We start from the raw sequence: 24,244 nt of genomic DNA, 5'->3' as shown, positions 1-24,244 counted from the left end.
CAGCAGGGCGCCGAAGCCGACGGCGCCCTCGGCGCTCTGCTGGCCGGTCTCGGCACCGAGCGGGCCGAAGCCGGTGGCACCGACGCGTTGCACGGTCATCGCTCTCCTCGCAGGTCGGCCATGATCGCGGCCACGTAGTTCTGGGTCTCCCGGTACGGCGGGATGCCGTCATGGCGCAGCACCGCACCCGGTCCGGCGTTGTAGGCGGCCAGGGCGAGGTCGGTGCGCCCGAAGCGGTCCAGCAGGTCCGACATCAGCCGGGCGGCGCCGTCCACGGCCTGCTTCGGGTCGAACGAGTCGCTGACGCCGAGGCCGCGGGCGGTGGCCGGCATCAGCTGCATCAGGCCTTGGGCGCCGGCGGAGCTCACCGCACGCGGGTCGTAGCCGGACTCCTGGCGGGCGACGGCGGCGAGCAGCTCGGGGCTGACCCCGTACTTGGCGCCCGCGGAGTTGAACAGGTGCGCGTACGGGGTCCCGAACGCGACCTGGTCGGTGCCGGTGGTGCGGGCCAGCGCCGAGGTGGCGCCGACGGCGGAGTCCGGCAGGATCCGGCGGATCACGTCCGGCGTGCTCGGCACGTCCACGACCCGCACGTCGAGACCCGTGCGCGGCGCCTCGATCATCTTGCCGTCGCCGATGTAGATGGCGATGTGGTCGACGCCGTTGTTGCGGCTGGAGTTGTCCCAGGCGATCAGGTCGCCGGGCTGGGCCTCGGCCATGCTGGCCACCGGGCGACCGGCGGTCGCCTGCTGGTTGGAGACCCGCGGCAGGTCGTAGCCCAGGTTCTTGTAGACCAGCTGCACCAGGCCGGAGCAGTCGAGGCCCTTGGCCGGGTCGGTGCCGCCCCACACGTACGGCAGGCCGAGGTACTTCTTCGCCTCGTTGACGACGTCCTGGCCGCGCACCGTGCCGTCGCCGGAGCCGAGCTCGGCGCTCGCCGTCTGCAACGCGGCGCTGAACTCGGTGCCGGAGGTGGTGGCGGTGCTGTTGTAGCGGGCGTCCAGCGCACTGAGCTGCTTGAGCTGCAGCTGGATGTGGCTGATCCGCTCGGTGACCTCGCTGATGCTCATGCCGGCTCACCTCCTCGGCGGAACTGCCAGAGCCGGGCCGCGACGTCGTCGAGCTCGCGCTCCTCGCGGCGGGCCAGCTCGGCGCGACGCTCCTCGGCGCGACGCTCGATCAGCGACTCCACCGCGGAGAGCCGGGAGTGGTCGAGCTGCCAGTGGGCGCGGGCAGCGTCGGCCACCACGCGTGCGGAGTCGGTGGCCTGCTCGCGCTGGCTCAACGTCTGGCACCAGGCGGAGAGCACCGAGCGCTGGTAGACGAAGTCGCGGGCCGTTGCGGTGCCGGGCGCCGGTGTGGTGGCCAGCAGGGTGCGGGCCTCGTCGACGGCCTGCGCGCAGGCACGCTGCTCGGCGAGCGCGGTGCTCAGGCCGAGCCGGCTGTCGCGCTCGCGGACCTCGCGCACCCGGGCCACGGCCTGCATCGGGTCGCGGCTCATGCGGCCTCATCTCCGACCAGCGTGGCCAGCGAGCTCCAGCCTTCGGCCAGCGTGCTGGTCTGCTCGATCGGCTGGCACAGGAACGTCTCGATCGCGTCGAGCCGGGCCAGTGCTCGGTCGGCGTCACGGTCGGCGCCGCTGACGTAGGCACCGATCTCGACCAGCTCGCGGACGTCGCGGTGCGCGGCCAGCATCCGCCGCAGCGCGACCGCATCGGTGCGCTGCTCGGTGGTGGTGACCGCGGAGGTGACCCGGGAGATGGACTCCAGCACGTCGATCGCCGGGAAGTGCCCGGCCGTGGCCAGCCGACGGCTCAGCACGACGTGGCCGTCCAGGATCGAGCGCGCGGTGTCGCCGACCGGGTCCTGCAGGTCGTCGCCCTCCACCAGCACGGTGTAGAGGCCGGTGATGCTGCCGACCGGGCTGGTGCCGGCCCGCTCCAACAGCTGGGGGAGCAGGGCGAAGGCGCTCGGCGGGTAGCCCCGGGTGGCGGGCGGCTCGCCGGCGGAGAGCCCGATCTCGCGCTGGGCCATCGCGACCCGGGTCAGGCTGTCCATCATCAGCACCACGTGGCGACCGGCGTCGCGGAACCACTCCGCGATCCGGGTGGCCACGAAGGCGGCGCGCAGCCGCTCCACCGGCGGTGCGTCTGAGGTCGCGACGACGACCACCGAGCGGGCCAGGCCCTCGGGGCCGAGGTCGCCCTCGATGAACTCGTTGACCTCGCGGCCACGCTCGCCGACCAGGCAGATCACCGAGACCTCGGCCTCGGTGCCGCGAGCGATCTGCGAGAGCAGGCTCGACTTGCCGACGCCGGAGCCGGCCATGATGCCCAGGCGCTGGCCGCGCCCGGCGGGGATCAGGGTGTCCAGGGCGCGCACGCCGAGACCGAGCTGCTGGGTGATCCGCGGCCGCTGCAGGGCGGCGGGCGGGGTGTTCGAGACGGGCACCTGCGGCAGGTCGAGGGCCGGGCCGCCGTCGACCGGGCGGCCGATGCCGTCCAGCACGCGGCCGAGCAGCGCCTCGCCGACGCCGATCCGCAGCGGGCCTCCGGTGTGCCGGACGCCGGCTCCGACGACCAGGCCCTCGGTGCTGCCCAACGGCAGGCAGACCACGTGGTCGGGGTGGGTGGCGACCACCTCGGCGGGCACCAGAGGCTCGCTCTGGATCTCCAGCAGGTCGCCGACGGCGGCGCTCAGCCCGGTCACGGACAGGCGCAGGCCGACCACCTCGGAGATCCTGCCGAGGAAGCGGGGAGCGGCCGCGGCGTGCGCGCGCTCGATCAGCGCAGGGGTGAGGCGGCTCATCGCAGCACCGCCTCGATCCGGGCCATCGCGGCCGAGATCCGCAGGTCGAGGACCTGGGTGTCGGTCTCCACCACGGCGTCGCCGGGGTGCAGCGCGGGGTCGGCGACGATCCGCACCCCGCGCGCCGCGAGGTCGGTGACCACGGGCTCGGAGGCCAGGCTCGGAGCCAGCCGGACCTGGGCGGTCGGGTCCTCGGGCATCACCGCCAGGACGCGGCGCACCGTGTCCACTGCCGGTGTCGCAGCCAGCTCGCGCTCCATCAGCTGACGGGTCAGCGCGACGGCGAGCTCGGTCGCCTGCTGCTCGATCCGCTCGCAGCTGGCGGCGATCTGGGCGCGGAGGTCGTCGGCGGCCTGGGCCAGCGTGGCCAGGGCGGCGCAGTGCTGTGCCTCCCGGCGCGCCTCGGCGATCTGGCTGCGCTCGGTGGTGGCGGCGGCCTCGACGGCGGCCTCCTCGGCTGCGCGTCGCCGTCCCTCGGCCCAGCCCACGCTGTAGCCCTGCGCCTGCGCGGCGGCCGTGGCGGAGGTGGTCAGTGCGGCCAGGGTGTGCTCGGTGACGGTGTCGCCGAGTGCGGCGCTGGCGCCGTAGCGGGTCCAGTCGCCGGCCCGGAAGTCGGGGGCCGGGAGCGCGGCGACCTCGTCGGCCGCACCGCCGCGCAGCACCACGGCCTCAGTCGACGAACTCATCGTCGTTCCCTCGCCGGACCAGGATCTGGCCCTGCTCCTCCAGCTGGCGGATGGTGCGGATGATCGACTGCTGGGCCTCCTCCACCTGGGTCAGGCGGACGGCGCCCAGGAGGTCGACCTCCTCCATCAGGTTCTCGGCGGCACGCTCGGAGAGGTTCTTGGTGATCTTGGTGCGCACCAGATCGCCGACGCCCTTGAGGGCGAGGGCGAGCTCGGCGGTCTCGACCTGGCGCAGCACCTGCTGCACCGAGCGGTCGTCGAGCATGACGATGTCCTCGAACATGAACATCCGGCTCTTGACCTCGTCGGCGAGCGCGGAGTCGAAGGCCTCGAGGCCCTCCACGATCTGGCGCTCGGTGGAGCGGTCGGAGCGGTTGATGATGTTGACCAGGGGGTCCACGCCGCCGACCCGGGAGAGCTCGGCGGGCTGCAGCATCGAGGAGAACTTGCGCTCCAGGGTGCTCTCGACCATCCGCACGATCTCCGGTGAGGTGCGGTCCATCACCGCGATCCTGTGCGCGACCCGGGCCTGCAGGTCCGAGGGCAGGCCGGAGAGCAGCAGGGAGGCCTTGTCCGGGGTCATGTGCGCCAGCACCAGGGCGATCACCTGCGGGTGCTCGCCGACGATGAAGGAGCGCAGCTGGGCGGGGTCGGCGCGGTGCAGGAACTGGAACGGCAGCTGGACCGCGGCGGCGTTGAGGCGCTCCATGATCTCGGCGGCGCGCTCGGGGCCGAGCGACTGCTCCAGCAGCTGCTGGGCGAAGGTCAGGCCGCCCTGGGCGATGTGCGCACGGGCGCTGACCATCGCATGGAACTCGGTGAGCACGGCGTCGCTCTCCGAGGCGCTGATCGACTCGAGGCGGGCCACCTCGGCGGAGACCCGCTCGACGTCGGTCTCGCTCATGTGGGCCATCACCTGGGCGGCGCGGTCCTTGCCGAGCTGGATCAGCAGGATCGCGGCCTTGCGGATGCCGGCGGTGGAGGTCAGGGTGCTCACTTGGGTGCCACCAGCCATCCACGCAGCAGGGCCGCGACCTCTTCGGGTTGACGCTCCACCAGATCCACCAGTTCGTTGTGCAGGCGCTCGGCCTCGTTCTGCTCGGTGCTCTCCAGGGCCAGCAGCGCGGTGCTCGGCTCGACGGCCGGGACGGCGGCACGGGCCGCGGCGTCCTCACGCAGCTGCTCGACGACGTAGGAGGTCGCCTCGGCGCGGGCCCGGGCCCGGCGGCGCTGCTGCCACCAGGCGAAGAGCACCAGCAGGGCGACGAAGAGGACCAGGCCGACGTCGCGGATCAGCTCGTTGCGCTTGTCGGCGGCGGCGGCGTCCTCGGCGGCCTTCAGCTCCGCGTCCATCGCCTCCTCGGCACTGCGGTCGAAGGGCATCGTGGAGACCCGGAGCTTGTCGCCGCGCTGCCGGTTCAGGCCGGCCAGTGCGGAGATGTTGCGGCCCAGCTCGGCGGTGTCGAGGGCACCCGCGGCACGGGAGTCCAGCATCACGCCGACGTTCACCGACTTCACGCCGCCGGGAGCCACGACCCGCTTCTCCACGGTCTGGTTGACGGCGTTGTCGCGGGTGGTGGACTCCTTGTTGTAGGAGGAGTCGGCGCCGGGCGCGGCGCCGAAGTCGTCCATCTGGCCGTCCGGGCCGACCACGCCGTTGGTGCCGGTGGCGTCGCCGGGGCCGGTGTAGGTCTCGGTGTTGTTGGTCTCCGACAGCGGCGGGGTGTCCTCGCCGGAGGAGGTGAAGGTGCGGGTCTCGGACTGTGCCTCGTCGAAGTCGAGCTCGGCGGTGACCTCGACGGTCGCGTTGTTGGGTCCGACCACGCGGTCCAGGGTGGCCTGGATCTTGTTGCGCATCTTCGCGGTGAACGCGTCGCGCTGCTCGGCACGCGTGTTCGCCGCACCGGAGGCGTCGTCGTTGGTGGTCAGCAGCTTGCCGGAGGCGTCGGTGATGGTGACGTCCTCGGGCTTGAGGTTGTCGATGCTGGAGGCGACCAGGTGCACGATCGCCTGGACCTGGTCGGAGCTGAGCGTCTCACCGGGGCCGGTGCGCAGCAGCACCGAGGCGGTCGGCGGCGCCTGCTCGTCGGCGAAGACCTCCTTCTCCGGCAGCGCGAGGTGCACGACGGCGTCCGAGACCGGGTCCATCGCGGAGATGGTCTTGGCGAGCTCGCCCTCCATCGCGCGCTTGAAGGCGGTCTGCTCCCCGAACTTCGAGGTGGTCAGGTCCTGGCCGTCGAGGATGTCGTAGCCGGTGTCGCCACCGGTCGGGATGCCCTGGCCGCTCAAGGAGATCCGGGTCGCGTAGACCTCGTCCTTGGGCACCATCACCGTGCCGCCGTTGTCGGCGAGCTGGTACTTCACGCCCTGGGTCTCCAGCTCGTCGACCACCGCCGAGGCGTCCTCGGCGGTCAGGTTGCTGTAGAGCGGCGAGTAGTCCGGCGTGGACGCCCAGCGGAAGACCATGAAGCCGGCCAGCAGCAGCGCCAGCGAGCCGATCACCGCGACCACCTTCTGGCCGACGGTGAACTCGGTGAAGGTGTCGCGCAGCCGCGTCCAGACGTTGGTGAGTCCTTGACGCATCAGAGGGGCATCCGCATGATCTCGGTGAACGCCTCGACCGCCTTGTTGCGCAGGGCGACGGTGAGCTGGGTGGTCACCGCAGCCTCACTGGCGGCGATCGTGTAGTCGTGGATGTTCTCCAGGTCGCCGGTCGCGGCCTGCACCGCCAGGGAGTCGGCGCGGTTCTGCACCGCCTCGAGCCGGTCGAGTCCGTCCAGCACCAGGTCGGCGAAGCCGCTGGTGCCGTTGACGCTCGCACCGGGGTCGGCGGTGGCGACGGGCGGGACGTAGGGGGTGAAACCGAGTGCTTCGATTCCCGAGACGCTCATCAGGCGCGGCCGATCTGCAGTGCGCTGGCGTAGTTCTCCTGCGCGTTCTTGGTGGTCTGGACGGAGGCCTGGTAGCCGCGCTGGGCCATGATCAGCTGGCTCATCTGGCTGGACATGTCGATCTCCGGCATCCGCACGTAGCCGTTCTCGTCGGCCAGCGGGTGGCTGGGGTTGTGCACCATCCGGCCCTCGGGGTCGCTCTTGGCGAGGCCGCTGACCTCGACGCCGCCGCCGGCCCGGGAGCTGGTGATCAGCATCTGGGCCTGGAAGGCGTCCTGGTCGGTCGAACGGGCGGTGTTCACGTTCGCGATGTTGTGGGCCAGGGTGTCCAGCCAGGTCTGGTGGACGCCGAGGCTGGAGCCGGCGATCCGCAGCGTGTCGAAGGCGCCCATCACATGCCGCCCGCAGCGATCTTGATCAGCGAGTGGTGGTCGGTGACCGAGCGGGTGACGACCTGGTACTGGTACTGCGACTGCATGGCCGCCAGGACCTCCTTGCGCAGGTCCACGTTGTTGCCGTTGGCGCCGACCGGGGTGTCGGTCGCGGTGGCGCTGATCGCCAGCCCCTCGAAGCCGCCGTCCGCGAGCGCGCTGCGCAGCGAGGACTCGAAGTCCACGCTGGTGGCGATGTAGTTCGGGGTGTCGACATTGGCGATGTTGTCGGCGATCACGTTCTGTCGAACGGAGATGCCGGTAGCCGCGGCGTGCAGCAGAGTGCTCACCGCGTCTGACACTGAGAGTGACATGACGGCGCGACCTTTCGCGGGGCTGCCAATCCATCGGCGGTGTCGAGCCATCCATTGCTCGATGGACCTGTTCGGCAGGCGCGGAGGGCAGTTGAGACTTTTTCGGCGAAAGCCCTTGTCAGACAAGGGCTTTCGCCGCAGTTGCCCGGCGAGCGGACTAGACCAGGACGATCGAGACGCGGCCCGATCCGTAGCCGGCGATCTCCAAGGTGGCGTCCTCGCGCTGGCCGAGGGTGAGGGCACGGGCCAGCAGATTGACGTCGAGGGGGCCGCCCGCGGGATGCAGGTCGTAGAGCCGCAGGTGGGTGGCACCCGGGGCGTTGAAGAGGGACGCCGCGATGTTCAACACCTCGTAGAGGTTCTCGCTCAGCGTCTCGCTCAGCCGACCGTCGGTGACGGCCTCCTGGGCGTTGCCCACCGGGATCAGGCCGAGCGCCGCGCCGGCGAAGGCGGAGAGCGACAGGTCGCAGACGATCAGCGCGCTGATCTCCAGCGAGTCATCGACGTAGACCGCGACGCTGCACGGGTTGGCCGGTCCGGGCGCCAGCGGGGGAGCGGTGGAGAACTCGACGTCGCGACCGAGTAGGTCGGTGAAGAGGTCCTTGATCTCCTTGGGCAGCGGCAGGTGCTTCACGAGGTGATTCCCACTGCGGCGAGGGCGTCGGCGAACGTCTCGGCGTTGAACGGCTTGGCGATCAGGAACGAGGCGCCGGCGGCGTTCGCCTTCTGCCGCATCTCGTCCGATCCCTCCGAGGTCACGAAGCCGAAGGTGATCTGCGAGCCCATGGCGCGCAGGTTGATCAGCAGGTCGATGCCGTTCATCTCCGGCATGTTCCAGTCCGACAGGATCAGGTCGGGCGTCTCCTGGGCGGCCAGCTCCAAGGCTTGGCGCCCGTTCTCGGCCTCCACGATGTCGTGGCCGCCGAAGCCGGCTTGGCGGAGTGTGCGCACCACGATCTGGCGCATCACCCTGCTGTCGTCGGCGATCAGGATCTTCATGCTCGCTGGTACTCCCTAGTTGCTGGCGATGAGTTGGACGTGAACGGTGACCGGCTCGCCCTGCCAGGCCAGGTCGAGTCGGCAACGGGGGGCGGCGTCGTCGGCGGGTGCGGCGGGGCTGTGCTCGACGACGGGCAGCGAGAGCACGCTCGGCTCGGGCATCAGGCTCTTCAGGTTGCCGCCGAGGATGTTGGCGAGCTCGCCGATCGCGTCGCGCAGGTCCTCCTCGGCGAGCGCCGCCGGTGCGGCGGGGTCGGCGGCGATCACGCTGGCCAGCATCCGGCCGGCGATCAGCTGCGCGCCGGCGTCGCTGAGGTACAGGGTGATCCGTCCGCTCCAGGCGCCGTCGACCGAGACCGACGTCGACCAGTCGTGGGCCGGCGCGGGGGCCGCAGGCAGTAGGGGCATCGGCGAGACGAAGGAGTCCCACATCTGCTCCAGCAGGGCCATCAGGTCGTCGGTCGACGGCAGCAGCTGCTCGCTCGACTCCAGGGTGCTCATGCGGGTGCTCCGTCCCGGACCAGCCCGAGCAGCTCGAGCTTCTCGATGATCGCCTCGGGCGTGAACGGCTTGATCACGTACTCGTGGGCGCCGGCCGCCAGGGCCTTGACGATGTTGTTGTGCGAGCTCTCGGTGGTCACCATCATCAGCGTGATGTTGCGCCACTCGGGGATCGCGCGGACCCGGGTCACGAACGTGTAGCCGTCCATCACCGGCATGTTCCAGTCGATCAGGCAGATCGCGGGGGTCGGTCCGTCGGCCAGGGCGTCGAGCGCCTGCTGGCCGTCGCCGGCCTCGGCGACCTCGAAGCCGACGTCGGTGAGCACCCGTCGCAGGATGCTCCGCATGGTGCGGGAATCGTCGATGACCAGCGCACGCATGGCTCAGGCTCCTGTCAAGGTGGTGGCGGGGACGGCTGGGGGGATTCGGGTGGCACTCGGTGCCGGACGCAGCAGCTGCATCCGGCCCACGCTCTCGCGGCCCCAGTGCTGCTCGGCCTCGAGGCCGGTCTCGGCGGTGCCGAGCATCAGGTAGCCGTCAGGTGCGGTGACGGCGTGCACCCGGCGCAGGATGTCGCGCTTGGTGTCGAGGTCGAAGTAGATGAGCACGTTCCGCAGCAGCACCAGGTCGAAGCGGGGCAGCGGTGGGAACGGCGCGGCCAGGTTCATCGTGCGCGCCTGCACCATGTCGCGCAGTCGCGGCGAGATCTCCCACTGTGCGCCGACCCGGGTGAAGTGCTTGATCAGCTGGGTGGCGGGCAGGCCGCGGTTCATCTCGACCTGGCTGTAGCGGCCGGCGGTGACCCGGGCGACCATCTCGGTGGAGACGTCGGTCGCGGTGATCCGGGCGGTCCAGCCGCCCGGCAGGTGCTGGTCGAGCAGCATCGCGAGGCTGTATGCCTCCTGGCCGCTGGAGCAGGCGGCAGACCAGATCGAGATCTGCCGGGTCGCAGCGCGTGCCTTCAGCAGCTCCGGCAGGATCACGTCGGTGAACGCCTGGTACGGCGTGTTGTCGCGGAACCACGAGGTCTCGTTGATGGTCAGCGCATCGAGGGCGCGCTGCCGTTCGAGGTGGTCGCTGAAGATCCGGGGCAGGTAGGAGTCGACGTCGGCGTAGCCGGCCGCCCGCGCGAGCGGGAGCAGCCGTGCCTCCATCAGGTACTCCTTGCCGGGCTCGTAGAGCATCGCGGTCTCGCGGCGTGCGAGATCAGCGACGCGCTGAAAGCTCTGAGCGGAGATGGGCACGTAGCGACCATCGGAACCTGGGGCGCGAATCTGAGGCAACGCCGCGGTTTTCTCACGGTGAGCCTGCTCTCGCGGCCGACCTGGTCGAGATCGTCTGGACATTCCCCTCAGCGCTGGGTGGCTGGTGCCGATGGGTCTGCAGTGATCAGGGTTCTTCTTGTGGACGACTCGGCCTTGGTGCGACGCCTGGTCACCACGGCGCTGCAGGCCGACGCGGAGATCAGTGTCGTCGGCGTCGCGGTCAACGGGCGTGACGGCGTCGAGCAGGTCAAGGCGCTCGACCCCGACCTGGTCGTGCTCGACATCGAGATGCCGGAGATGGACGGGCTGACCGCGCTGGACCGGATCCGTGAGGACCGCCCGCGGCTGCCGGTGATCATGTTCAGCACCTTGACCGCGCGCGGTGCTCGGCAGACGCTCGACGCCCTGGGGCGCGGCGCCTCCGACTACCTCGCGAAGCCGTCCGGCGCCGGCAGCCTGGGCGCCTCGATCGCCGCGGTGCGCGACGAGCTGGTCCCGAAGATCAAGGCGCTGGTCGGCGCCCGCCGGGTCGCCGGGCTCCCGTCGGCGAGGCCGGCCCCGGTGACGCAGCCGGTGCGGCGCCGGCTGGTGCGCACCGCCCCGGATGCGCTGCTGATCGGCTGCTCCACCGGCGGCCCCGATGCGCTCGCCCAGGTGCTGAGCCAGCTGCCGGCCGCCTTCGGCCTGCCGATCGCGGTGGTCCAGCACATGCCGCCGGTCTTCACCGGCATGCTCGCCCAGCGCCTCGATGGCGTGAGCGCGCTGCGGGTGCGCGAGGCCGCCGAGGGCGACGTGATGGAGCCCGGCCAGGTGCTGGTGGCCCCGGGGGACCGGCACCTGCGGCTGCGCAGGGTGGGCGCCAAGGTCAGCGTGCGGCTCACCGAGGAGCCGCCGGAGAACTTCTGCCGACCGGCCGTCGACGTGCTCTTCCGCTCGGCGCTGGAGGTCTACGGCGGCAACGTGATCGCGGTGATCCTGACCGGGATGGGACAGGACGGCCTGCGCGGCACCGAGGCGCTGGCCGCGCGCGGTGCCCAGGTGCTCGCCCAGGACCAGGCCAGCTCCGTGGTCTGGGGGATGCCCGGTGCCGTCGTCGGCGCGGGCCTGGCGAACGAAGTGCTTGCGCTGCCGGCGATCCCGGCCCGGCTGCGCGGCCTGGCCGAGGGCTGAGCGCCGAAGGCTGAGAGCCGCGGGCCGAGGGCCGAGCTAGGCCTGGATGTCGAGGTAGACGGGGCGCTTCGGGCCGCCGTCGAGGAGCTTCACCACGGCCTGCTGGCTGCGTGCGCTGCGCATCCGCTGCACGATCGCGGTCTGCGCCGCGAGCTGACGCTCGGCGACCAGCTCGGCGCGCTCGCGCAGCTCGGTCGGGACCGGACCGCTGACCTGGGGCACCGACCAGGCCCGTTCGACGTCGTCGGGCAGCGCATCGCTGCCGCCGTCCAGCACGGCCTCGACCGCGGCGAGGTCACGCTCGAACTGCTCGAGCACGGCCAGCCACTCGACGACCGGGTCGAGCTGTGCGCTCGCGTCGGCGCTCATCCGGCGACGGCCTGACCGGTCGCCGTCGCGGCCTGGCGCCAGGTGGTGGCCAGGTCGCGGGCCAGCGCCAGGCAGTGCCGGGTCGCCTCGACGTCGCGGTGGATGTTCGCCTGCACCAGCTGCGTGTGCAGGTGGGAGTAGAGCGCCTGCAGCGCCGCTGCGCCCTCCCACAGGTCGACGCGCAGGCTGGAGCTCAGCTCGCTGACCACGTCCTGCGCGTGCACCAGGTGGTGGTGGGCGTCGGTGAACTCCGCACCCTCCTGGAGACCGAGGGCGCGCTCGATGTCGAGCACCATCCGGTCGCACAGCATCACCAACAGCCGTCCGGGGCTGGCGGTGCCGATCGAGGAGGAGAGGTAGGTGTTGCGGGCGTCATTGAACATGGTGGGTTCCCTTCGGCACTCAGCTCGACGACGAGGAGCTGAGCGAGCTGAGCTGGCTGGCCAGCCAGTTGGACTGGCTCTGCATCTTGCCGAGCGCGGTCTCCAAGGCGGTGTACTGGCGCTCGAGCGAGGTGCGCCGGAGCTCGAGGCGCTGGTCCCAGGCCTCGATGCTGTCGGTGAGGCGGGTGATCGAGCTGTTGCGACCGTTGACCGATGCGGTCAGCGTGCCCTTGACCGAGTCGCTGGCGGTCTCCGCGACCTTCTGCACCCGCGACGCGAAGCCGCCCGGGCCGGTGATCGCGGCGGCGACCGCGGCCGGGTCGGCGGCGAGCTCCTTGGCGAAGACCTCCTCGTCGAAGGTCACCTTGCCGTAGCGGTCGGTCTGGATGCCGAACTTCGCCAGGCTGGTCAGGTCGGTGGGGTAGACGGCCTCCTGCAGCGAAGAGCCGACGCCGCGCACCGTCGGGTCGCCGGCGAGCAGGCCGGCTCCGGTGGAGCTGCTGCTGTAGGTGGTCAACGACTGGGTCTGCCCGATCACGTTGTTGAGGGCGTCGACCAGTGCCTTCACCGAGGCCTTGGTGGAGGTGGCGTCGTTGGTCGAGGAGACCTCCACCGAGCTGCCCGCGACAGCGGCCGAGACGGTCATCGTCAGGCCGGGGAGCACGTCGGTGAAGGTGTTGGAGGCCGAGTGGATCGTGCGGCCCTCGATGGTGATCGCGGCGTCCTGGGCCGTGGTGACCGCGGCACTGCCGAGCAGGGCGGAGCCGTCGCCCTGGGTGAGCGTGAACTGGTTCGCCTGACCGGTGTCGGCCGACGAGACGAGCAGCGCGAAGGTGCCGTCGTCCAGCTTGAGGGTGGAGGCGCGCAGGCCGGTGCCGCTCGCGTTGAGGGCGTCGACGACGCCGCGCAGGGTTCCGTCGCCGGTCTCGATGGTGGTGGTCTGGCCGCCCCGGGTCAGCGAGAGCGTGGTGCCGCCGGTGACCACGACGTCGTTCATCGCCGCGGAGTCGGCGAAGTTCAGCCGGTGATGGGTGGCGACGGCGTCGACCTGGACCTGCCAGGAGCCGGCCACGCCGCCCTTGCCGAGGGCCACCGTGAGACCGGTGTGGGAGCTCGTCGCCTTGAGCGCGTTCCAGTCGGTGCCGTCGGCCAGGGCCTTCGCCTTGGTCGCGAGGCCGGCCACCTGGCTGTTCAGGGTCTGCAGACTGCTCAGCGCGGTCTTGGCGCTGCTGAGCTGGGTCTTCAGCTTGGTCTGGCTCGCGGCCTCCAGCTGCATCAGCTGGTTGATGATCGTGGCGGTCTCCAGTCCGCTGGAAAGGCCACTGATGCTCGAGCTCGGCACTTGCTACTCCGTTTCGGTCCTCGGCGAGAAGGGTGATGAACGCACGAAGGGCGGCTCCGGTAGACCGGAGCCGCCCTCCGGACGGGGTGGATCAGCCGCGGAGCAGCTGCAGCACGCCCTGCGGGGCGGAGTTCGCCTGCGCGAGCATCGCGGTACCGGCCTGCGACAGGATCTGAGCGCGCGTGAAGCTCATCATCTCCTGGGCCATGTCGGTGTCGCGGATCCGGCTCTCGGAGGCCGACAGGTTCTCGACGGCCACGTTGAGGTTGTTGATGGTGTGCTCGAAGCGGTTCTGCAGAGCACCCAGGTTGGCGCGAGCGGTCGAGATCGTCTGGATCTGCGCGTCGATCGAGCCGATCGCGGCCTGAGCCGAGGTGTGGCTGGCGAACGAGATGCCACCGGCCACGGCAGCGCCGGCAGCGGCGCCGGTGCCCGGAGCGGTCACGGCCAGGGTGCCACCGTTGGTCGCGTTCACGACAAGCTCGTTGCTGTCGTTGACCGTGGCCTGGAAGTTGGCCGAGAAGGCAGCGTCCGAGTTCAGCTTGTCGGCAGCCTGCTGCACGGTGGTGATGGAGCCGGCGGCACCCATGTCCACGGTGACGCTGGCGGTCGCGGAGCCGGTGGTGGAGAACGCCCAGTTGCCGGCGACCAGGGTCGGGGTGGCAACCGCGTAGGAGTTGCCGCCACCGGCGGTCAGGGCGGTGGCCACGGCGTCCACGTTCGCGGTCGACATGTTGACGTCGATGCGGCTGTCCGCGTTGCCGTCGGCGCCGACCTGGAACGACAGGGTGCCGGCGGAGCCGTCGAGCAGCTTGGTGCCGTTGAAGTTGGTCGACTCGGCGATCCGCGAGAGCTCCGACTGCAGCTGGTTGGCCTCGGCGGTGATGTTCGCCCGCGCGTTGCCGTTGTTGCTGTCGTTGGAAGCCTGGACGGCCAGGTCACGCATGCGCTGGAGGATCGAGTGGACCTCGGTCAGGGCGCCTTCTGCGGTCTGCACGACCGAGATGCCGTCCTGTGCGTTGCGGGCAGCGATCTTGAGGCCGCCGACCTGGGAGCGCAGGCCCTCAGAGATCGCGAGACCAGCGGCGTCGTCAGCGGCACGGTTGATGCGGAAGCCGCTGGACAGCTTCTCCAGCGACTTGCTCATCTGGCCCTGCGTGACCGACAGGTTGCGGTACGAGTTGAAGGCGTCGATGTTCTGGTTGATGCGAAGACTCATGATGTCCCTCCTGGATGTGAGTCTGAGGACTGAAACCCGTCCCTGGGCTTCGTGTCAGTCGGATCGGCGGGTGCCGAGACGACCTGAGGCAAAACCGTGAAGATTTTCAGGCGGTGGCGTCGATCGGCGCGGCGCCGCGCGGCCGCGGCGGGGTCGAGAGCGTGGCCTGGCGGCTGGCGACGGCGGCGAAGTACGTCTCGCGGCGCCGGTCGGCACAGCCACCCGGGCGACGGTGAGCCGGCACCAGGTCGGGGTCGAGGTGCGTGTTCAGCGCATCGCGCAGCAGGACCAGCGCCTGCGCGCGGAGCTGGGAGATCCGCGACTCCGAGACGTCGAGCTGGGCGGCGATCTGGGCCATCGGCCGCTCGTGGATGAAGTACTCCTCGACCACCGTGCGCAGCCGCTCGGGCAGCTCGCTGATCGCGGCACGCAGATAGCTGAGCCGCTCGGCGTGCTCGAGCTGGGCGGCCGGTCCGGCGGTGGGGTCGGTGGCCGGCTCGTGCAGGGCACCCTCGACGGCGACGTCGAGCGACAGCACCTGGGCTCGGGCCAGGTCGTCGTCGTTGCCGATGACCTCCTCCAGAGAGATGCCCAGGGCGGAGGCGACCTCGGCGGCCGAGGGGATCCGGCCCAGGGACGCCGCCAGGCGGTTGCGGGTCTCGTCGAGCTGGCGGGCGCGGCGGCGCACCGAGCGCGAGGCCCAGTCGACCGCGCGCAGCTCATCGAGGATGGCACCGCGGATCCGGGTGGCGGCGTAGCGCCCGAACGGAACGCCGCGCTCGGCGTCGAAGGAGCGCGCGGCCTGGACCAGTGCGGCCAGGCCGGCGGAGGTCAGGTCGTCGCGGTCGACGTGCGAGGGGACGCGTCCCATGGTCTCGCGGACGATGTGTCCAACGAGTGGGATGTTGACGGTGATCAGCTCATCCGTCGCTTCCGAGAGGGTGCCCGGGTGATCGGTCATGGCGTGAACCTTGGACCGTCGAAGGCTCGCCAGGGAAGGCGAAACCTGCGTGTCTGGCCGATTGATCGAGAAGAGGGGACCAACGTCCCGGACTAGTCAACCCCTTTTAGTTGGACCATCTGGTCGGAAAACCTCAGGTGGGCCATCCGTCGGCCGAACCTGGGGGAGTCAAGGTTCCGACGGCCGACGGGGAGGAAGCACCATGGAGAAGCTCTCGCTGATCTTGTGGCGCGAGCGCGAGCTGCTGGAGACCCTGCTCTTCAAGCTGGAGACCGAGCAGCTCGTCCTTGCCTCGGCGCGCACGCGCTGGCTGGCCCGGGCCTCGGCCGAGGTCGAAGAGGTGGTCCAGCAGATCCGGGAGACCGAGGTGCTGCGGGCCACCGCGTCCGACGAGGCCGCGCAGGACGCCGGACTGGCGCCGTCCGCGAGCCTGCTGGCGCTGGCGGAGGCAGCCCCCGAGCCGTGGGCGACCATCCTGCTCGAGCATCGCCAGGCCTTCGTGACCCTGACGACCGAGGTGAACGCATTGGCGGGCACCAACCGAGAGCTGATCACCGCCGGCTATCGATCCGCGCGCGAGGCGATGCTCGCGCTGGAGGCTGAGGGCGCCGGCGGCTACACGCCGGACGGCCAGGCGGTCACCGGGACCCGTGGTCCCGTCTTCGTGGACAGGAGCTTGTGATGGCAGGGACCTTCGGATCGTTCGGGATCGCGATGAGCGGCCTGCGCTACAGCCAGGTCGCCATCGACGTCGCGAGCAACAACGTCTCCAACGTGGGCACCGAGGGCTACGTGCGACGCCGCGTGGTCGGCGAGTCCGTGGCATCGGATGCCAATCCTGGCCTCTGGTCGCGCGGCACCGGCATCGGCGACGGCGTCCAGGTCGGCGGCGTCAACCGGATGGTGGACCAGCTGCTCGACGTGCGCGCCCGCAAGGAGCACGGCACGCAGTCGGCGCTCAACGCCAGCCTGGAGATCATGAACCGGATCGAGGCCGGGCTCGGCGAGCCCGGCGACAAGGGCATCAACGCCGCGCTGGCCGACTTCCGTGCCTCCTGGCAGAACCTCTCGAACAACCCGGGCAACGCGGCCGCCCGCGAGCAGGTGCTGGCCAGCGCCAACACCCTGGTCGACACCGTCCGCCAGCAGGGCAGCCACCTCAGCTCCGAGGAGTCCGCCGTCCGCCAGCGGCTGCTGGTCGACGTCGGCGAGGTGAACACGTTGGCCGCGGACCTGGCGGCCACCAACCGCAGCATCGCCGCCGCCAAGCTGGCTGGCGTCGAGGCGGGAACCCTGCTCGACCAGCGCGACCGGCTCGCGATGAGCCTCTCCGAGCTGACCGGTGGCACCGCGACGATCCGGCCCGACGGTGGCTTCGACTTCGCCGTGGGCGGCGTCAACCTGGTCACCGGTCGCGACGCGGGCACCCTCGACATGGTCACCGGGGTCAACCCCGACGGCACCGGCGACGGCAACCCGGTCACCTTCCAGATCACCACCTCCGCCGGCGTCACGCCGCTGGCCGGCGTCGCCGGCTCGATCGGCTCGCAGGCCGATGCGGTGGACCGGGTGATCCCGAACTATCGCGCCGGGCTCAACGACGTGATCACCACGCTGGCCAACGAGATCAACACCCGGCACCAGGGCGGCTTCGACCTGGCCGGCAACCCCGGTGGCGCGCTGTTCTCCTTCAACCCCGCCGACCCCGTCGGCTCGCTGGCCGTCGCGATCACCGACGGCTCGCTGGTGGCGGCCTCCTCGATCGCCGGTGGTGGCCTGGACGGCGGCAACGCCGATCTCCTGGCGACCACCTCGACCGTGGAGACCAGCTACCAGCGTCTGGTCGCCGTCTTCGGCACCGAGGTCGCCTCCGCGAAGCGGCTGGCGGGCAACCAGGCGGTGCTCACCGCGCAGATCGACAACACCCGTGAGTCGCTCTCCGGCGTCAGCATCGACGAGGAGATGGTCAACCTGATGGCGGCCCAGCGCTCCTACGAGGCGGCGTCGCGGGTGATCACCACCTTGGACTCCGTGCTCGACACGCTGATCAACCGGACCGGACTGGTGCGCTGAGATGGCCATCGGACGCGTCACCCAGAACATGATGGTGCGGCAGTCGCTGAGCGCCATCGAGACCAACGCATCGCGGCTCGCGCAGAGCCAGGAGCAGCTCTCCACCGGACGCCGGCTCAACCGGCCCTCGGACTCGCCCGGCGACACGATCGCGGCGATGCGGGTGCGTGGGGAGCAGGCTGCGCTGGCCCAGCACACCCGCAACGCCGAGGACGGCATGGGCTGGCTCAACCAGCTCGACGGTGCGCTCTCCTCGATCACCAGCCAGGTGCGCCGGGCCCGCGACCTCGCCTTGCAGGGCGCCAACGAGGGCATGTCCAGTGCCTCGGCCCGTGAGGCGCTCGCGGTCGAGGTGGACCAGCTGCGCGAGTCGCTGATCGCGACCGCGAACTCCCAGTACCTCGGCCGCCCGGTCTTCGGCGGGATCACCGCCGGTGCCAGCGCCTACGACGCCAGCGGCGCGTGGGTGGGGCAGGCCGGCGCGGTGAACCGGACGATCGGCAACGGCGTCAGCATCGCGGTGAACGTGAACGGCCCGGATGTCTTCGGCGTCGACGGCGCCTCGCTCTTCGACGAGCTGGAGTCGCTGTCGAACTCGCTGCGCGCCGGCGACACGGCGGGCATCCAGACCAGCATCACCGAGCTGAACACCCGCCAGGACGCGATCATCACCACCCAGGCCGGCGTCGGCATCCGGGCCAAGCGAGTGGAGCAGGTGTTGACCGATGCGACCAGCTCGGACCTGAGCCTCACCTCGCGGCTCTCCGACCTGGAGGACGCGGACCTGATCAAGGCCGCCATCGACGTGAAGCTGCAAGAGGTCGCCTACCAGTCGGCCCTGGCCACCTCTGCCCGCGTCCTGTCGAACTCCCTGCTGGACTATCTGCGATGATCGCCACGCTGGCGGCGGACGTGGAGCCGGGGGCGGTGAGAGGGGCGGAGATGGAGATTCCAGAGATTCCGGTGATCGAGCTGGTGCGGCCGATGCCGGGCTTCAGCGACGATCTGAGCTTCACCCTGGTCCGGCTCGACGACGACGGCACGCTCTGTGAGCTGCGCTCGCTCGCGAACCCGGACCTGCGCTTCCTGGTGGTGAGCGCCGGCCTCTTCTTCGCCGACTACGCTCCCGAGATCAGCGACGACGACGCGCAGGCCCTCGAGCTGACCCGTGCCGAGGACGCCTTGGTGCTGGTGCTGCTCAACCCCGGCGAAAGCCTGGAGAGCACCACCGCGAACCTGCTTGCTCCGGTCGTGGTCAACACGACCTCGCTGCGCGCCGCGCAGATCGTGCTCGACGACCGGCGGCATCCTCTGGCTGCCCCGTTGGTGCGATGACCCGGCCGATCGGCACGCGGGCTGTTCCAACAGATAGCGTGTGTCCATGCTGGTGTTGAGCCGCAAGGCGGGCGAGAGCGTCCTGGTCGGGGACGACATCGAGGTGACCATCCTCGAGATCCGCGGGGACGTCGTCCGCGTGGGCATCGCTGCGCCCCGCTCGGTCAGCGTGCAGCGCTCGGAGCTGATCGCCCAGGTCAGCGACAGCAACCGTGCCGCCGCCTCGCCCAGCGCGAACGCGGTGGCCTCGCTGGCTGCCGCCCTCCGCAAGCCCTGATCAGGGCCGCTTCGGGCCGATTGGTGGGTCCACGGGCTGCTTGCGTCGCCCTGGCGTGACGGGCCGGGTTAACGCCCGATCACGTCACGTCCGAATTGTTCTCAGGTGACTTTCGCCGAGGCCGATTCTCCTGGTGTTGACGGGAGGAGGCGCCGGTGGACGAAGACACCGAGATCATCGCCGAGTTTCTCGTGGAGAGCCATGAGAACCTCGACCAACTGGACCGCGACCTGGTCGCGCTCGAGCAGGACCCGACATCGCGCGAGCTGCTGTCGAGCATCTTCCGCGCGATCCATACGATCAAGGGAACCAGCGGGTTCCTGGCGTTCGGCCGGCTCGAGGAGCTGGCCCACGTCGGGGAGAACCTGCTGGCCCGGCTGCGTGATGGCGACCTGCTCCTGACCGGTGACCTCACCGGCGTGCTGCTGCGGATGGTGGACACCACCCGCGCCCTGCTCGCGCTGATCGAGGAGACCGCCAGCGACGCCGACCCCGGCACCGCTTCGGGCACGCCTTCGGGAACCGGCACCGTGGACGTCGCCTCGGTGGTCGCCGAGCTCCGCGCCGCCCTCACCCCCGAAAGCGCACCAATGTCCCCTGAGGGCGCACGAGTAGTTGCCGAGGGCGCACCAATGGCGGCCGAGAGCGACTCGCCGTCGGATCCCCCGCATGCTGCGGCGAGCCCTCTGCCACCCACCGTTCTCGTACTGCCACCTGCCGAGCCTGAAGCTTTGATCGCACCTGCGGCTTCTGCGCCCTCGGCGGCTACTACTGCGCCTTCGGCGACCATTGCTGCGCCCTCGGGGGCCATTGCTGCGCCCTCGGGGGAGGAGGAGACGGGGAAGCGCGGGGTCGTGGACGCCACCGTGCGGGTGGACGTGGACCTGCTCGACAACCTGGTGCAGCTGGTCGGGGAGCTGGTGCTCACCCGCAACCAGATCCTGCAGCGCAGCGACTCCGGCGACGACATCGAGCTCACCCGCGCGGCCCAGCGCCTCGACCTGGTGGCCAGCGAGCTGCAGGAGAGCGTGATGCAGACCCGGATGCAGCCGATCGGCCAGGTCTGGGCCAAGATGCCGCGGATCGTGCGCGACCTCGCCAACCAGCTCGGGCGCGAGGTCACGCTGCTCACCGAGGGCCACGACACCGAGCTGGACCGCTCCCTGCTCGAAGCGCTCAAGGGTCCCCTCACGCACCTGGTCCGCAACGCGCTCGACCACGGCATCGAGCCGCCGCAGCAGCGTCTCGCGGCGGGCAAGAGCGCCACCGGGACGCTCTCCCTGCGGGCCCGCCACGAGAGCGGCCAGGTCGTCGTCGAGATCGCGGACGACGGGCGCGGACTCGACCACGCCAAGATCGCCGAGACTGCCGTCCGCCGGGGCGTGATCACCTCCGAGGAGGCGAGCCGGATGGACGCCAAGGAGCTGACCGGGCTGCTCTTCCGGCCGGGCTTCTCCACCGCCGAGACGGTCACCAACGTCTCGGGGCGCGGTGTCGGCATGGACGTCGTGCGGACCAACATCGAGCGGATCGGCGGCACCGTCGACATCACCAGCCAGCCCGGCCACGGCACCACCTGCCGGGTCCGGATCCCGCTGACCCTGGCCATCATCCCGGCGCTGATCGTGGAGCAGGGCGGGCAGCGCTATGCACTCCCGCAGGCCAACCTGGTCGAGCTGGTCCGCGTCGACGACCTGGCCGGCCAGGTGCACGAGCTGGCCGGTGCGCCGGTGCTCCGCCTGCGCGGACACCTGCTGCCGCTGGTCGACCTCGGCGGGGTGCTCCGGCTGGGTCCTGCCCACGATCCGGAGCAACAGACCGCGCTCACCGTGGTCGTGGTCCAGGCCGACGACGTCCGCTTCGGGCTGTGCGTGGGCGACGTCCACGACACCCAGGAGATCGTGGTCAAGCCGATCGGCCGCCAGCTCAAGCCGTTGGCGGTCTACGCCGGCGCCACGATCATGGGCGACGGCAGCGTCGCCCTGATCCTCGACGTCGGCGGTATCGCGCAGACCCACGGGCTCGGCGCGACCCCGGTCGCCGAGGATGCCGCCGAGGCCGTCACCGAGGACGGCACCGCCCTGTTGGTGCTGGAGGTCGGCTCCGGCCGCCGCGCGGCGCTGCCGCTTGCCGCGATCTCGAGGCTGGAGGAGTTCGCGCTGAGCCAGATCGAGCACTCCGGCAGGGACGAGGTCGTCCAGTACCGCGACGGCATCCTGCCGTTGGTCCGGCTCGCGCCGGCGATCGGGCTGGCCGAGACCCGGTCCGAGGAGCCGCTGGTCTCCGTCGTCGTGCACGATCGCGGCGGCGAGCGGGTCGGCATCGTCATCGACCGGGTGCTCGACATCGTCGAGGCGACCAGTCAACGCAGTGAGGTCGGGCGCCGTCCGGGGGTGCTCGGCTCGCTGGTCCTGCAGGACCGGGTCACCGACCTGGTCGATCTGGACGCCGTGATCGGAGCGGCGCGATGAGCGCCCGCGCGCGCAGCCAGTACTGCACCTTCTGGGTGCGTGGCCTCTACTTCGGCGTCGCGGTCGGCGACGTCCAGGAGGTGCTGCGCGCTCAGGGCATGACGCCGGTCCCGTTGGCCTCGGACGCGATCCGCGGACTGATCAACCTGCGCGGCCAGATCGTCACCGCGCTCGACCTGCGTCGCCGGCTCGAGCTCGACGACGACGATGAGCGGCCCGAGCCGATGAACGTGATCGTGCGGGGTGGGGGAGAGGCGGTGAGCCTGCTGGTCGACGAGATCGGCGACGTCATCGACACCGGCGAGCGGGAGCTGCATCCCACGCCGTCCAACCTGCCCGAGGCCGTCCAGTCCGTGCTGCACGGCGTGATCCCCCTACCCGAGGCGATTCTCCTCGTCCTCGACCCCGATCAGGCAGTTGAGGTCACTGCCGCCCACCCCACCGGAGGAAAGTCATGACCGACATCGAGATCGCCCCCAGCCCCAACGGCACCCACGCCCGCGACCCGCAGCCTGCGGCGTCGCCGTCCCCCGAGAGTGTCGACCTGTCCCGGCTCCCGGGCGTTCTCGACAGTCTCAGCACCCGGGTGATGCTGGCTGACCGCGACTACCGGATCACCTACGTCAACCGGGCTGCGCTCGAGGGTCTGCGAGTGCTCGCCGACTGGATCCCGGTCTCGCCGGAGAACGTGGTCGGCGCCAGCCTCGACCTCTTCCACCGCGACCCCGGCCACCAGCACCGGCTGATGGATGACGGCGGCGCCGGGCTCCCGCGTCGTGCGCTGATCGAGGTCGGTCCGCAGACCCTCGACCTGAACGTGGTCGCGCTGCATGACGCCGACGGCGCCTACGTGGGCGCGATGGCGACCTGGGAGAACGTCACCGACCAGCTCGAGCTCGAGCGCCGGGTCGCCCGGATCACCTCGATGATGGAGAACTCGCCGACGAACATGATGTTCGCCGACCGCGACCTCACCATCACCTACATGAACCCCGCGTCGCTGACGACGCTGACCCGCCTCGAGGAGCACCTGCCGGTCAAGGCCGCCGACGTGGTCGGCTCCAGCCTCGACATCTTCCACAAGACGCCGTCCTACCAGCGCGGGCTGATGGCCGACCCCGGCAACCTGCCGCGGCGCGCCAACATCGCCGTCGGTCCCGAGACGCTGGACCTGCTGGTCTCCGCGATCCGCGACGACGCCGGCACCTACATCGGCGCGATGGCCACCTGGGACGTGATCACCGACCAGTTGCGCCTCGAGCGTGAGCAGGAGGAGAGCGCCGCCGACACCGCGGCGGTCAACAAGGTGCTGGCCGGTCTGGCGAACGCGGACACCCCCGAGGTCGCGGTGCGGGTCGCGCTGGACACGGTGCGCTCCGAGTTCGGCTGGGCCTACGGCTCGGTGTGGAAGGTCGACCCGAGCGACCACCTGCTCAAGTTCGCGGTCGAGTCCGGTGACGCCGGGCCGGAGTTCCGGGAGGTGACCCTGGCCGCCTCCTTCGCCGAGGGCGTGGGCCTGTCGGGCCGCGCCTGGGCGCTGCGCGACCTCTTCTTCACCGCCGACATCGGCGAGATGACCGACTGCGTGCGGGCCCCCGTCGCGCAGCGCGTCGGCGTCCGCTCGGGCGTCTGCTTCCCGCTGCTGGTCGGCGGCGAGGTGGTCGGCACCATGGACTTCTTCGCCACCGAGACGCTGAGCCCGTCGGCTGAGCGGCTGGAGGCGTTGCGCAACGTCGGGCGCCTGGTCTCCCAGGCACTGGAGCGGATCGAGCGCGACACCGCCGCCCGGGTCGCGGCCGCCGAGCTCGCGCACAAGGTCGACCTGGTCCTCGACGTGGTGCGCTCCGCCGCCCAGGGCGACCTCACCCGCGAGATCGAGGTCACCGGCGAGGACGCGATCGGCCAGCTGGCGCAGGGCCTCACCGCCCTGCTGGGCACCCTGCGCGGCAGCCTCGGCGAGATCGGCCGCACCGCGGACACGCTCGCCGTCTCCTCCGAGCAGCTGACCATCCTGTCGCAGGGCATGGGCGAGGGCGCCACCCTCACCTCGGACCGCGCCGCCAGCGCCTCGAGCGCCTCGGTCCAGGTCTCGGCGAGCATCCAGACCGTGGCCAGCGCTGCGGAGGAGATGACCGCGAGCATCCGCGAGATCGCCAAGAACGCCACGGATGCGGCGACCGTGGCGACCGGTGCGGTCGGGGTGGCCAGCTCCGCCCAGGAGACCGTCGCCAGCCTGGGCGAGTCCTCGGCCGAGATCGGCCAGGTGATCAAGGTGATCACCTCGATCGCTCAGCAGACCAACCTGCTCGCGCTCAACGCCACCATCGAGGCGGCCCGCGCCGGCGACGCCGGCAAGGGCTTCGCGGTGGTCGCCAACGAGGTCAAGGAGCTCGCCAAGGAGACCGCGAAGGCCACCGAGGACATCGGCCAGCGGATCGAGGCGATCCAGAGCGGCACCCAGGGCGCGGTCGCCGCGATCAGCGAGATCGCCGAGGTGATCGGACGGATCAACGACATCCAGACCTCGATCGCCTCCGCCGTCGAGGAGCAGACCGCGACCACCAACGAGATCGCGCGCAGCGTGACCGAGGCCGCCACCGGCGCCAACGGGATCGCCGCTGACGTGACCCAGGTGGCCACCGCTGCCGACGACACCCGTCAGGGCGCGCAGAACACCCTGCAGTCGGCGACCGACCTGGCCGCGATGGCCAGCGAGCTCAAGGGCCTGGTCGGCCAGTTCCAGGTCTGA

At 70.9% G+C, this 24,244-nt stretch carries 28 protein-coding genes; 9 read left to right on the top strand and 19 right to left on the bottom strand.

Going from position 1 to position 24,244, the window contains the following annotated elements:
* Positions 1-95: 95 nt before the first annotated feature.
* From ABD151_RS09810 to ABD151_RS09745, 14 genes are all read right to left on the bottom strand, one after another.
* Positions 96-1,070 (bottom strand): transglycosylase SLT domain-containing protein, encoded by a 975-nt coding sequence (locus tag ABD151_RS09810; RefSeq protein ID WP_343993773.1) that lies wholly within the window; start codon positions 1,068-1,070, stop codon positions 96-98.
* Positions 1,067-1,501, bottom strand: a complete 435-nt coding sequence (locus tag ABD151_RS09805; RefSeq protein ID WP_343993771.1) for a flagellar FliJ family protein — start codon at positions 1,499-1,501, stop codon at positions 1,067-1,069. Before ABD151_RS09805 ends, ABD151_RS09810 begins: the two co-directional genes overlap by 4 nt.
* Positions 1,498-2,808, bottom strand: a complete 1,311-nt coding sequence (locus ABD151_RS09800) for a FliI/YscN family ATPase (RefSeq protein WP_343993769.1) — start codon at positions 2,806-2,808, stop codon at positions 1,498-1,500. The genes ABD151_RS09805 and ABD151_RS09800 overlap by 4 nt, the downstream gene beginning before the upstream one ends.
* Positions 2,805-3,494: a FliH/SctL family protein gene (locus tag ABD151_RS09795; RefSeq protein WP_343993767.1), complete on the bottom strand. Its 690-nt coding sequence runs from the start codon at positions 3,492-3,494 to the stop codon at positions 2,805-2,807. Before ABD151_RS09795 ends, ABD151_RS09800 begins: the two co-directional genes overlap by 4 nt.
* On the bottom strand, positions 3,478-4,491 hold the full coding sequence (fliG, locus tag ABD151_RS09790) for a flagellar motor switch protein FliG (RefSeq protein WP_343993765.1): 1,014 nt from the start codon (positions 4,489-4,491) through the stop codon (positions 3,478-3,480). The genes ABD151_RS09795 and fliG overlap by 17 nt, the downstream gene beginning before the upstream one ends.
* Positions 4,488-6,077 (bottom strand): flagellar basal-body MS-ring/collar protein FliF, encoded by a 1,590-nt coding sequence (fliF, locus tag ABD151_RS09785; protein ID WP_343993763.1) that lies wholly within the window; start codon positions 6,075-6,077, stop codon positions 4,488-4,490. Before fliF ends, fliG begins: the two co-directional genes overlap by 4 nt.
* Positions 6,077-6,385 carry a flagellar hook-basal body complex protein FliE gene (gene fliE / locus ABD151_RS09780; RefSeq protein WP_343993761.1) on the bottom strand — a complete coding sequence of 103 codons (309 nt, stop codon included), beginning with the start codon at positions 6,383-6,385 and terminating at the stop codon, positions 6,077-6,079. Before fliE ends, fliF begins: the two co-directional genes overlap by 1 nt.
* Positions 6,385-6,777, bottom strand: a complete 393-nt coding sequence (locus ABD151_RS09775) for a flagellar basal body rod protein FlgC (protein WP_343993759.1) — start codon at positions 6,775-6,777, stop codon at positions 6,385-6,387. Before ABD151_RS09775 ends, fliE begins: the two co-directional genes overlap by 1 nt.
* Positions 6,777-7,106: a flagellar basal body rod protein FlgB gene (locus tag ABD151_RS09770; RefSeq protein ID WP_343993757.1), complete on the bottom strand. Its 330-nt coding sequence runs from the start codon at positions 7,104-7,106 to the stop codon at positions 6,777-6,779. The genes ABD151_RS09775 and ABD151_RS09770 overlap by 1 nt, the downstream gene beginning before the upstream one ends.
* A gap of 181 nt (positions 7,107-7,287) precedes the next feature.
* Positions 7,288-7,764, bottom strand: coding sequence for a hypothetical protein (locus ABD151_RS09765; protein ID WP_343993755.1), 477 nt, complete (start codon positions 7,762-7,764; stop codon positions 7,288-7,290).
* On the bottom strand, positions 7,761-8,129 hold the full coding sequence (locus ABD151_RS09760; RefSeq protein WP_343993753.1) for a response regulator: 369 nt from the start codon (positions 8,127-8,129) through the stop codon (positions 7,761-7,763). Before ABD151_RS09760 ends, ABD151_RS09765 begins: the two co-directional genes overlap by 4 nt.
* A 15-nt stretch (positions 8,130-8,144) precedes the next feature.
* On the bottom strand, positions 8,145-8,630 hold the full coding sequence (locus ABD151_RS09755; RefSeq protein ID WP_343993751.1) for a chemotaxis protein CheX: 486 nt from the start codon (positions 8,628-8,630) through the stop codon (positions 8,145-8,147).
* Positions 8,627-9,010 carry a response regulator gene (locus ABD151_RS09750; RefSeq protein WP_343993749.1) on the bottom strand — a complete coding sequence of 128 codons (384 nt, stop codon included), beginning with the start codon at positions 9,008-9,010 and terminating at the stop codon, positions 8,627-8,629. Before ABD151_RS09750 ends, ABD151_RS09755 begins: the two co-directional genes overlap by 4 nt.
* A 3-nt stretch (positions 9,011-9,013) precedes the next feature.
* Complete coding sequence (locus ABD151_RS09745; RefSeq protein WP_343993747.1) at positions 9,014-9,874, bottom strand: CheR family methyltransferase; 861 nt, start codon at positions 9,872-9,874, stop codon at positions 9,014-9,016.
* 117 nt (positions 9,875-9,991) lie between these two features.
* Here ABD151_RS09745 and ABD151_RS09740 point away from each other — a divergent pair, with 117 nt between their 5' ends.
* Positions 9,992-11,065, top strand: a complete 1,074-nt coding sequence (locus tag ABD151_RS09740; protein WP_343993745.1) for a protein-glutamate methylesterase/protein-glutamine glutaminase — start codon at positions 9,992-9,994, stop codon at positions 11,063-11,065.
* A gap of 36 nt (positions 11,066-11,101) precedes the next feature.
* Here the strand turns inward: ABD151_RS09740 and ABD151_RS09735 are convergent, their stop codons facing one another.
* From ABD151_RS09735 to ABD151_RS09715, 5 genes are all read right to left on the bottom strand, one after another.
* Positions 11,102-11,434, bottom strand: coding sequence for a hypothetical protein (locus tag ABD151_RS09735; protein ID WP_343993743.1), 333 nt, complete (start codon positions 11,432-11,434; stop codon positions 11,102-11,104).
* A complete protein-coding gene (gene fliS, locus ABD151_RS09730) occupies positions 11,431-11,817 on the bottom strand; it encodes a flagellar export chaperone FliS (protein ID WP_343993741.1) in 387 nt (128 codons plus the stop codon). The genes ABD151_RS09735 and fliS overlap by 4 nt, the downstream gene beginning before the upstream one ends.
* A 19-nt stretch (positions 11,818-11,836) precedes the next feature.
* Positions 11,837-13,159, bottom strand: coding sequence for a flagellar filament capping protein FliD (gene fliD, locus ABD151_RS09725; RefSeq protein ID WP_343993739.1), 1,323 nt, complete (start codon positions 13,157-13,159; stop codon positions 11,837-11,839).
* A gap of 91 nt (positions 13,160-13,250) precedes the next feature.
* Positions 13,251-14,378, bottom strand: coding sequence for a flagellin N-terminal helical domain-containing protein (locus ABD151_RS09720; protein ID WP_343993737.1), 1,128 nt, complete (start codon positions 14,376-14,378; stop codon positions 13,251-13,253).
* Positions 14,379-14,484: 106 nt separating this feature from the next.
* Positions 14,485-15,339 (bottom strand): sigma-70 family RNA polymerase sigma factor, encoded by an 855-nt coding sequence (locus ABD151_RS09715; RefSeq protein WP_343993735.1) that lies wholly within the window; start codon positions 15,337-15,339, stop codon positions 14,485-14,487.
* 202 nt (positions 15,340-15,541) lie between these two features.
* On the opposite strand from ABD151_RS09715, the gene ABD151_RS09710 reads away from it, so the two are divergent.
* The 8 genes from ABD151_RS09710 (at position 15,542) to ABD151_RS09675 (ending at position 24,244) form a co-directional block, all read left to right on the top strand.
* On the top strand, positions 15,542-16,021 hold the full coding sequence (locus tag ABD151_RS09710; RefSeq protein ID WP_343993733.1) for a flagellar protein FlgN: 480 nt from the start codon (positions 15,542-15,544) through the stop codon (positions 16,019-16,021).
* Complete coding sequence (gene flgK / locus ABD151_RS09705; RefSeq protein WP_343993731.1) at positions 16,021-17,412, top strand: flagellar hook-associated protein FlgK; 1,392 nt, start codon at positions 16,021-16,023, stop codon at positions 17,410-17,412. Before ABD151_RS09710 ends, flgK begins: the two co-directional genes overlap by 1 nt.
* A 1-nt stretch (position 17,413) precedes the next feature.
* Positions 17,414-18,304: a flagellar hook-associated protein FlgL gene (gene flgL, locus ABD151_RS09700; RefSeq protein ID WP_343993729.1), complete on the top strand. Its 891-nt coding sequence runs from the start codon at positions 17,414-17,416 to the stop codon at positions 18,302-18,304.
* A 50-nt stretch (positions 18,305-18,354) separates the two neighbouring features.
* Complete coding sequence (fliW, locus tag ABD151_RS09695; protein ID WP_343993727.1) at positions 18,355-18,747, top strand: flagellar assembly protein FliW; 393 nt, start codon at positions 18,355-18,357, stop codon at positions 18,745-18,747.
* A 46-nt stretch (positions 18,748-18,793) separates the two neighbouring features.
* The gene (gene csrA / locus ABD151_RS09690; protein ID WP_343993725.1) at positions 18,794-19,024 is read left to right on the top strand and encodes a carbon storage regulator CsrA; all 231 of its coding nucleotides are present in this window, start codon (positions 18,794-18,796) and stop codon (positions 19,022-19,024) included.
* A 155-nt stretch (positions 19,025-19,179) separates the two neighbouring features.
* On the top strand, positions 19,180-21,495 hold the full coding sequence (locus tag ABD151_RS09685; RefSeq protein ID WP_343993723.1) for a chemotaxis protein CheA: 2,316 nt from the start codon (positions 19,180-19,182) through the stop codon (positions 21,493-21,495).
* A complete protein-coding gene (locus ABD151_RS09680) occupies positions 21,492-21,953 on the top strand; it encodes a chemotaxis protein CheW (protein ID WP_343993721.1) in 462 nt (153 codons plus the stop codon). Before ABD151_RS09685 ends, ABD151_RS09680 begins: the two co-directional genes overlap by 4 nt.
* Entirely contained in the window at positions 21,950-24,244 is a 2,295-nt protein-coding gene (locus ABD151_RS09675) for a methyl-accepting chemotaxis protein (RefSeq protein ID WP_343993719.1), read from the top strand. The genes ABD151_RS09680 and ABD151_RS09675 overlap by 4 nt, the downstream gene beginning before the upstream one ends.

The organism is Nocardioides dubius, assembly GCF_039528155.1.
Taxonomy (GTDB): Bacteria; Actinomycetota; Actinomycetes; order Propionibacteriales; family Nocardioidaceae; genus Nocardioides; species Nocardioides dubius.
This window is presented reverse-complemented; position numbering and strand designations above follow the sequence as displayed.

Coding starts and splice junctions, on each gene's coding strand:
- ABD151_RS09810 (WP_343993773.1), bottom strand. CDS start 1,070: ATGAGCATCAGCGAGGTCACCGAGCGGATCAGCCACATCCAGCTGCAG.
- ABD151_RS09805 (WP_343993771.1), bottom strand. CDS start 1,501: ATGAGCCGCGACCCGATGCAGGCCGTGGCCCGGGTGCGCGAGGTCCGC.
- ABD151_RS09800 (WP_343993769.1), bottom strand. CDS start 2,808: ATGAGCCGCCTCACCCCTGCGCTGATCGAGCGCGCGCACGCCGCGGCC.
- ABD151_RS09795 (WP_343993767.1), bottom strand. CDS start 3,494: ATGAGTTCGTCGACTGAGGCCGTGGTGCTGCGCGGCGGTGCGGCCGAC.
- fliF (WP_343993763.1), bottom strand. CDS start 6,077: ATGCGTCAAGGACTCACCAACGTCTGGACGCGGCTGCGCGACACCTTC.
- fliE (WP_343993761.1), bottom strand. CDS start 6,385: ATGAGCGTCTCGGGAATCGAAGCACTCGGTTTCACCCCCTACGTCCCG.
- ABD151_RS09775 (WP_343993759.1), bottom strand. CDS start 6,777: ATGGGCGCCTTCGACACGCTGCGGATCGCCGGCTCCAGCCTCGGCGTC.
- ABD151_RS09760 (WP_343993753.1), bottom strand. CDS start 8,129: ATGAAGATCCTGATCGCCGACGACAGCAGGGTGATGCGCCAGATCGTG.
- ABD151_RS09755 (WP_343993751.1), bottom strand. CDS start 8,630: ATGAGCACCCTGGAGTCGAGCGAGCAGCTGCTGCCGTCGACCGACGAC.
- ABD151_RS09750 (WP_343993749.1), bottom strand. CDS start 9,010: ATGCGTGCGCTGGTCATCGACGATTCCCGCACCATGCGGAGCATCCTG.
- ABD151_RS09735 (WP_343993743.1), bottom strand. CDS start 11,434: ATGAGCGCCGACGCGAGCGCACAGCTCGACCCGGTCGTCGAGTGGCTG.
- fliS (WP_343993741.1), bottom strand. CDS start 11,817: ATGTTCAATGACGCCCGCAACACCTACCTCTCCTCCTCGATCGGCACC.
- ABD151_RS09720 (WP_343993737.1), bottom strand. CDS start 14,378: ATGAGTCTTCGCATCAACCAGAACATCGACGCCTTCAACTCGTACCGC.
- ABD151_RS09715 (WP_343993735.1), bottom strand. CDS start 15,339: ATGACCGATCACCCGGGCACCCTCTCGGAAGCGACGGATGAGCTGATC.
- ABD151_RS09710 (WP_343993733.1), top strand. CDS start 15,542: ATGGAGAAGCTCTCGCTGATCTTGTGGCGCGAGCGCGAGCTGCTGGAG.
- flgK (WP_343993731.1), top strand. CDS start 16,021: ATGGCAGGGACCTTCGGATCGTTCGGGATCGCGATGAGCGGCCTGCGC.
- flgL (WP_343993729.1), top strand. CDS start 17,414: ATGGCCATCGGACGCGTCACCCAGAACATGATGGTGCGGCAGTCGCTG.
- fliW (WP_343993727.1), top strand. CDS start 18,355: ATGGAGATTCCAGAGATTCCGGTGATCGAGCTGGTGCGGCCGATGCCG.
- csrA (WP_343993725.1), top strand. CDS start 18,794: ATGCTGGTGTTGAGCCGCAAGGCGGGCGAGAGCGTCCTGGTCGGGGAC.
- ABD151_RS09680 (WP_343993721.1), top strand. CDS start 21,492: ATGAGCGCCCGCGCGCGCAGCCAGTACTGCACCTTCTGGGTGCGTGGC.
- ABD151_RS09675 (WP_343993719.1), top strand. CDS start 21,950: ATGACCGACATCGAGATCGCCCCCAGCCCCAACGGCACCCACGCCCGC.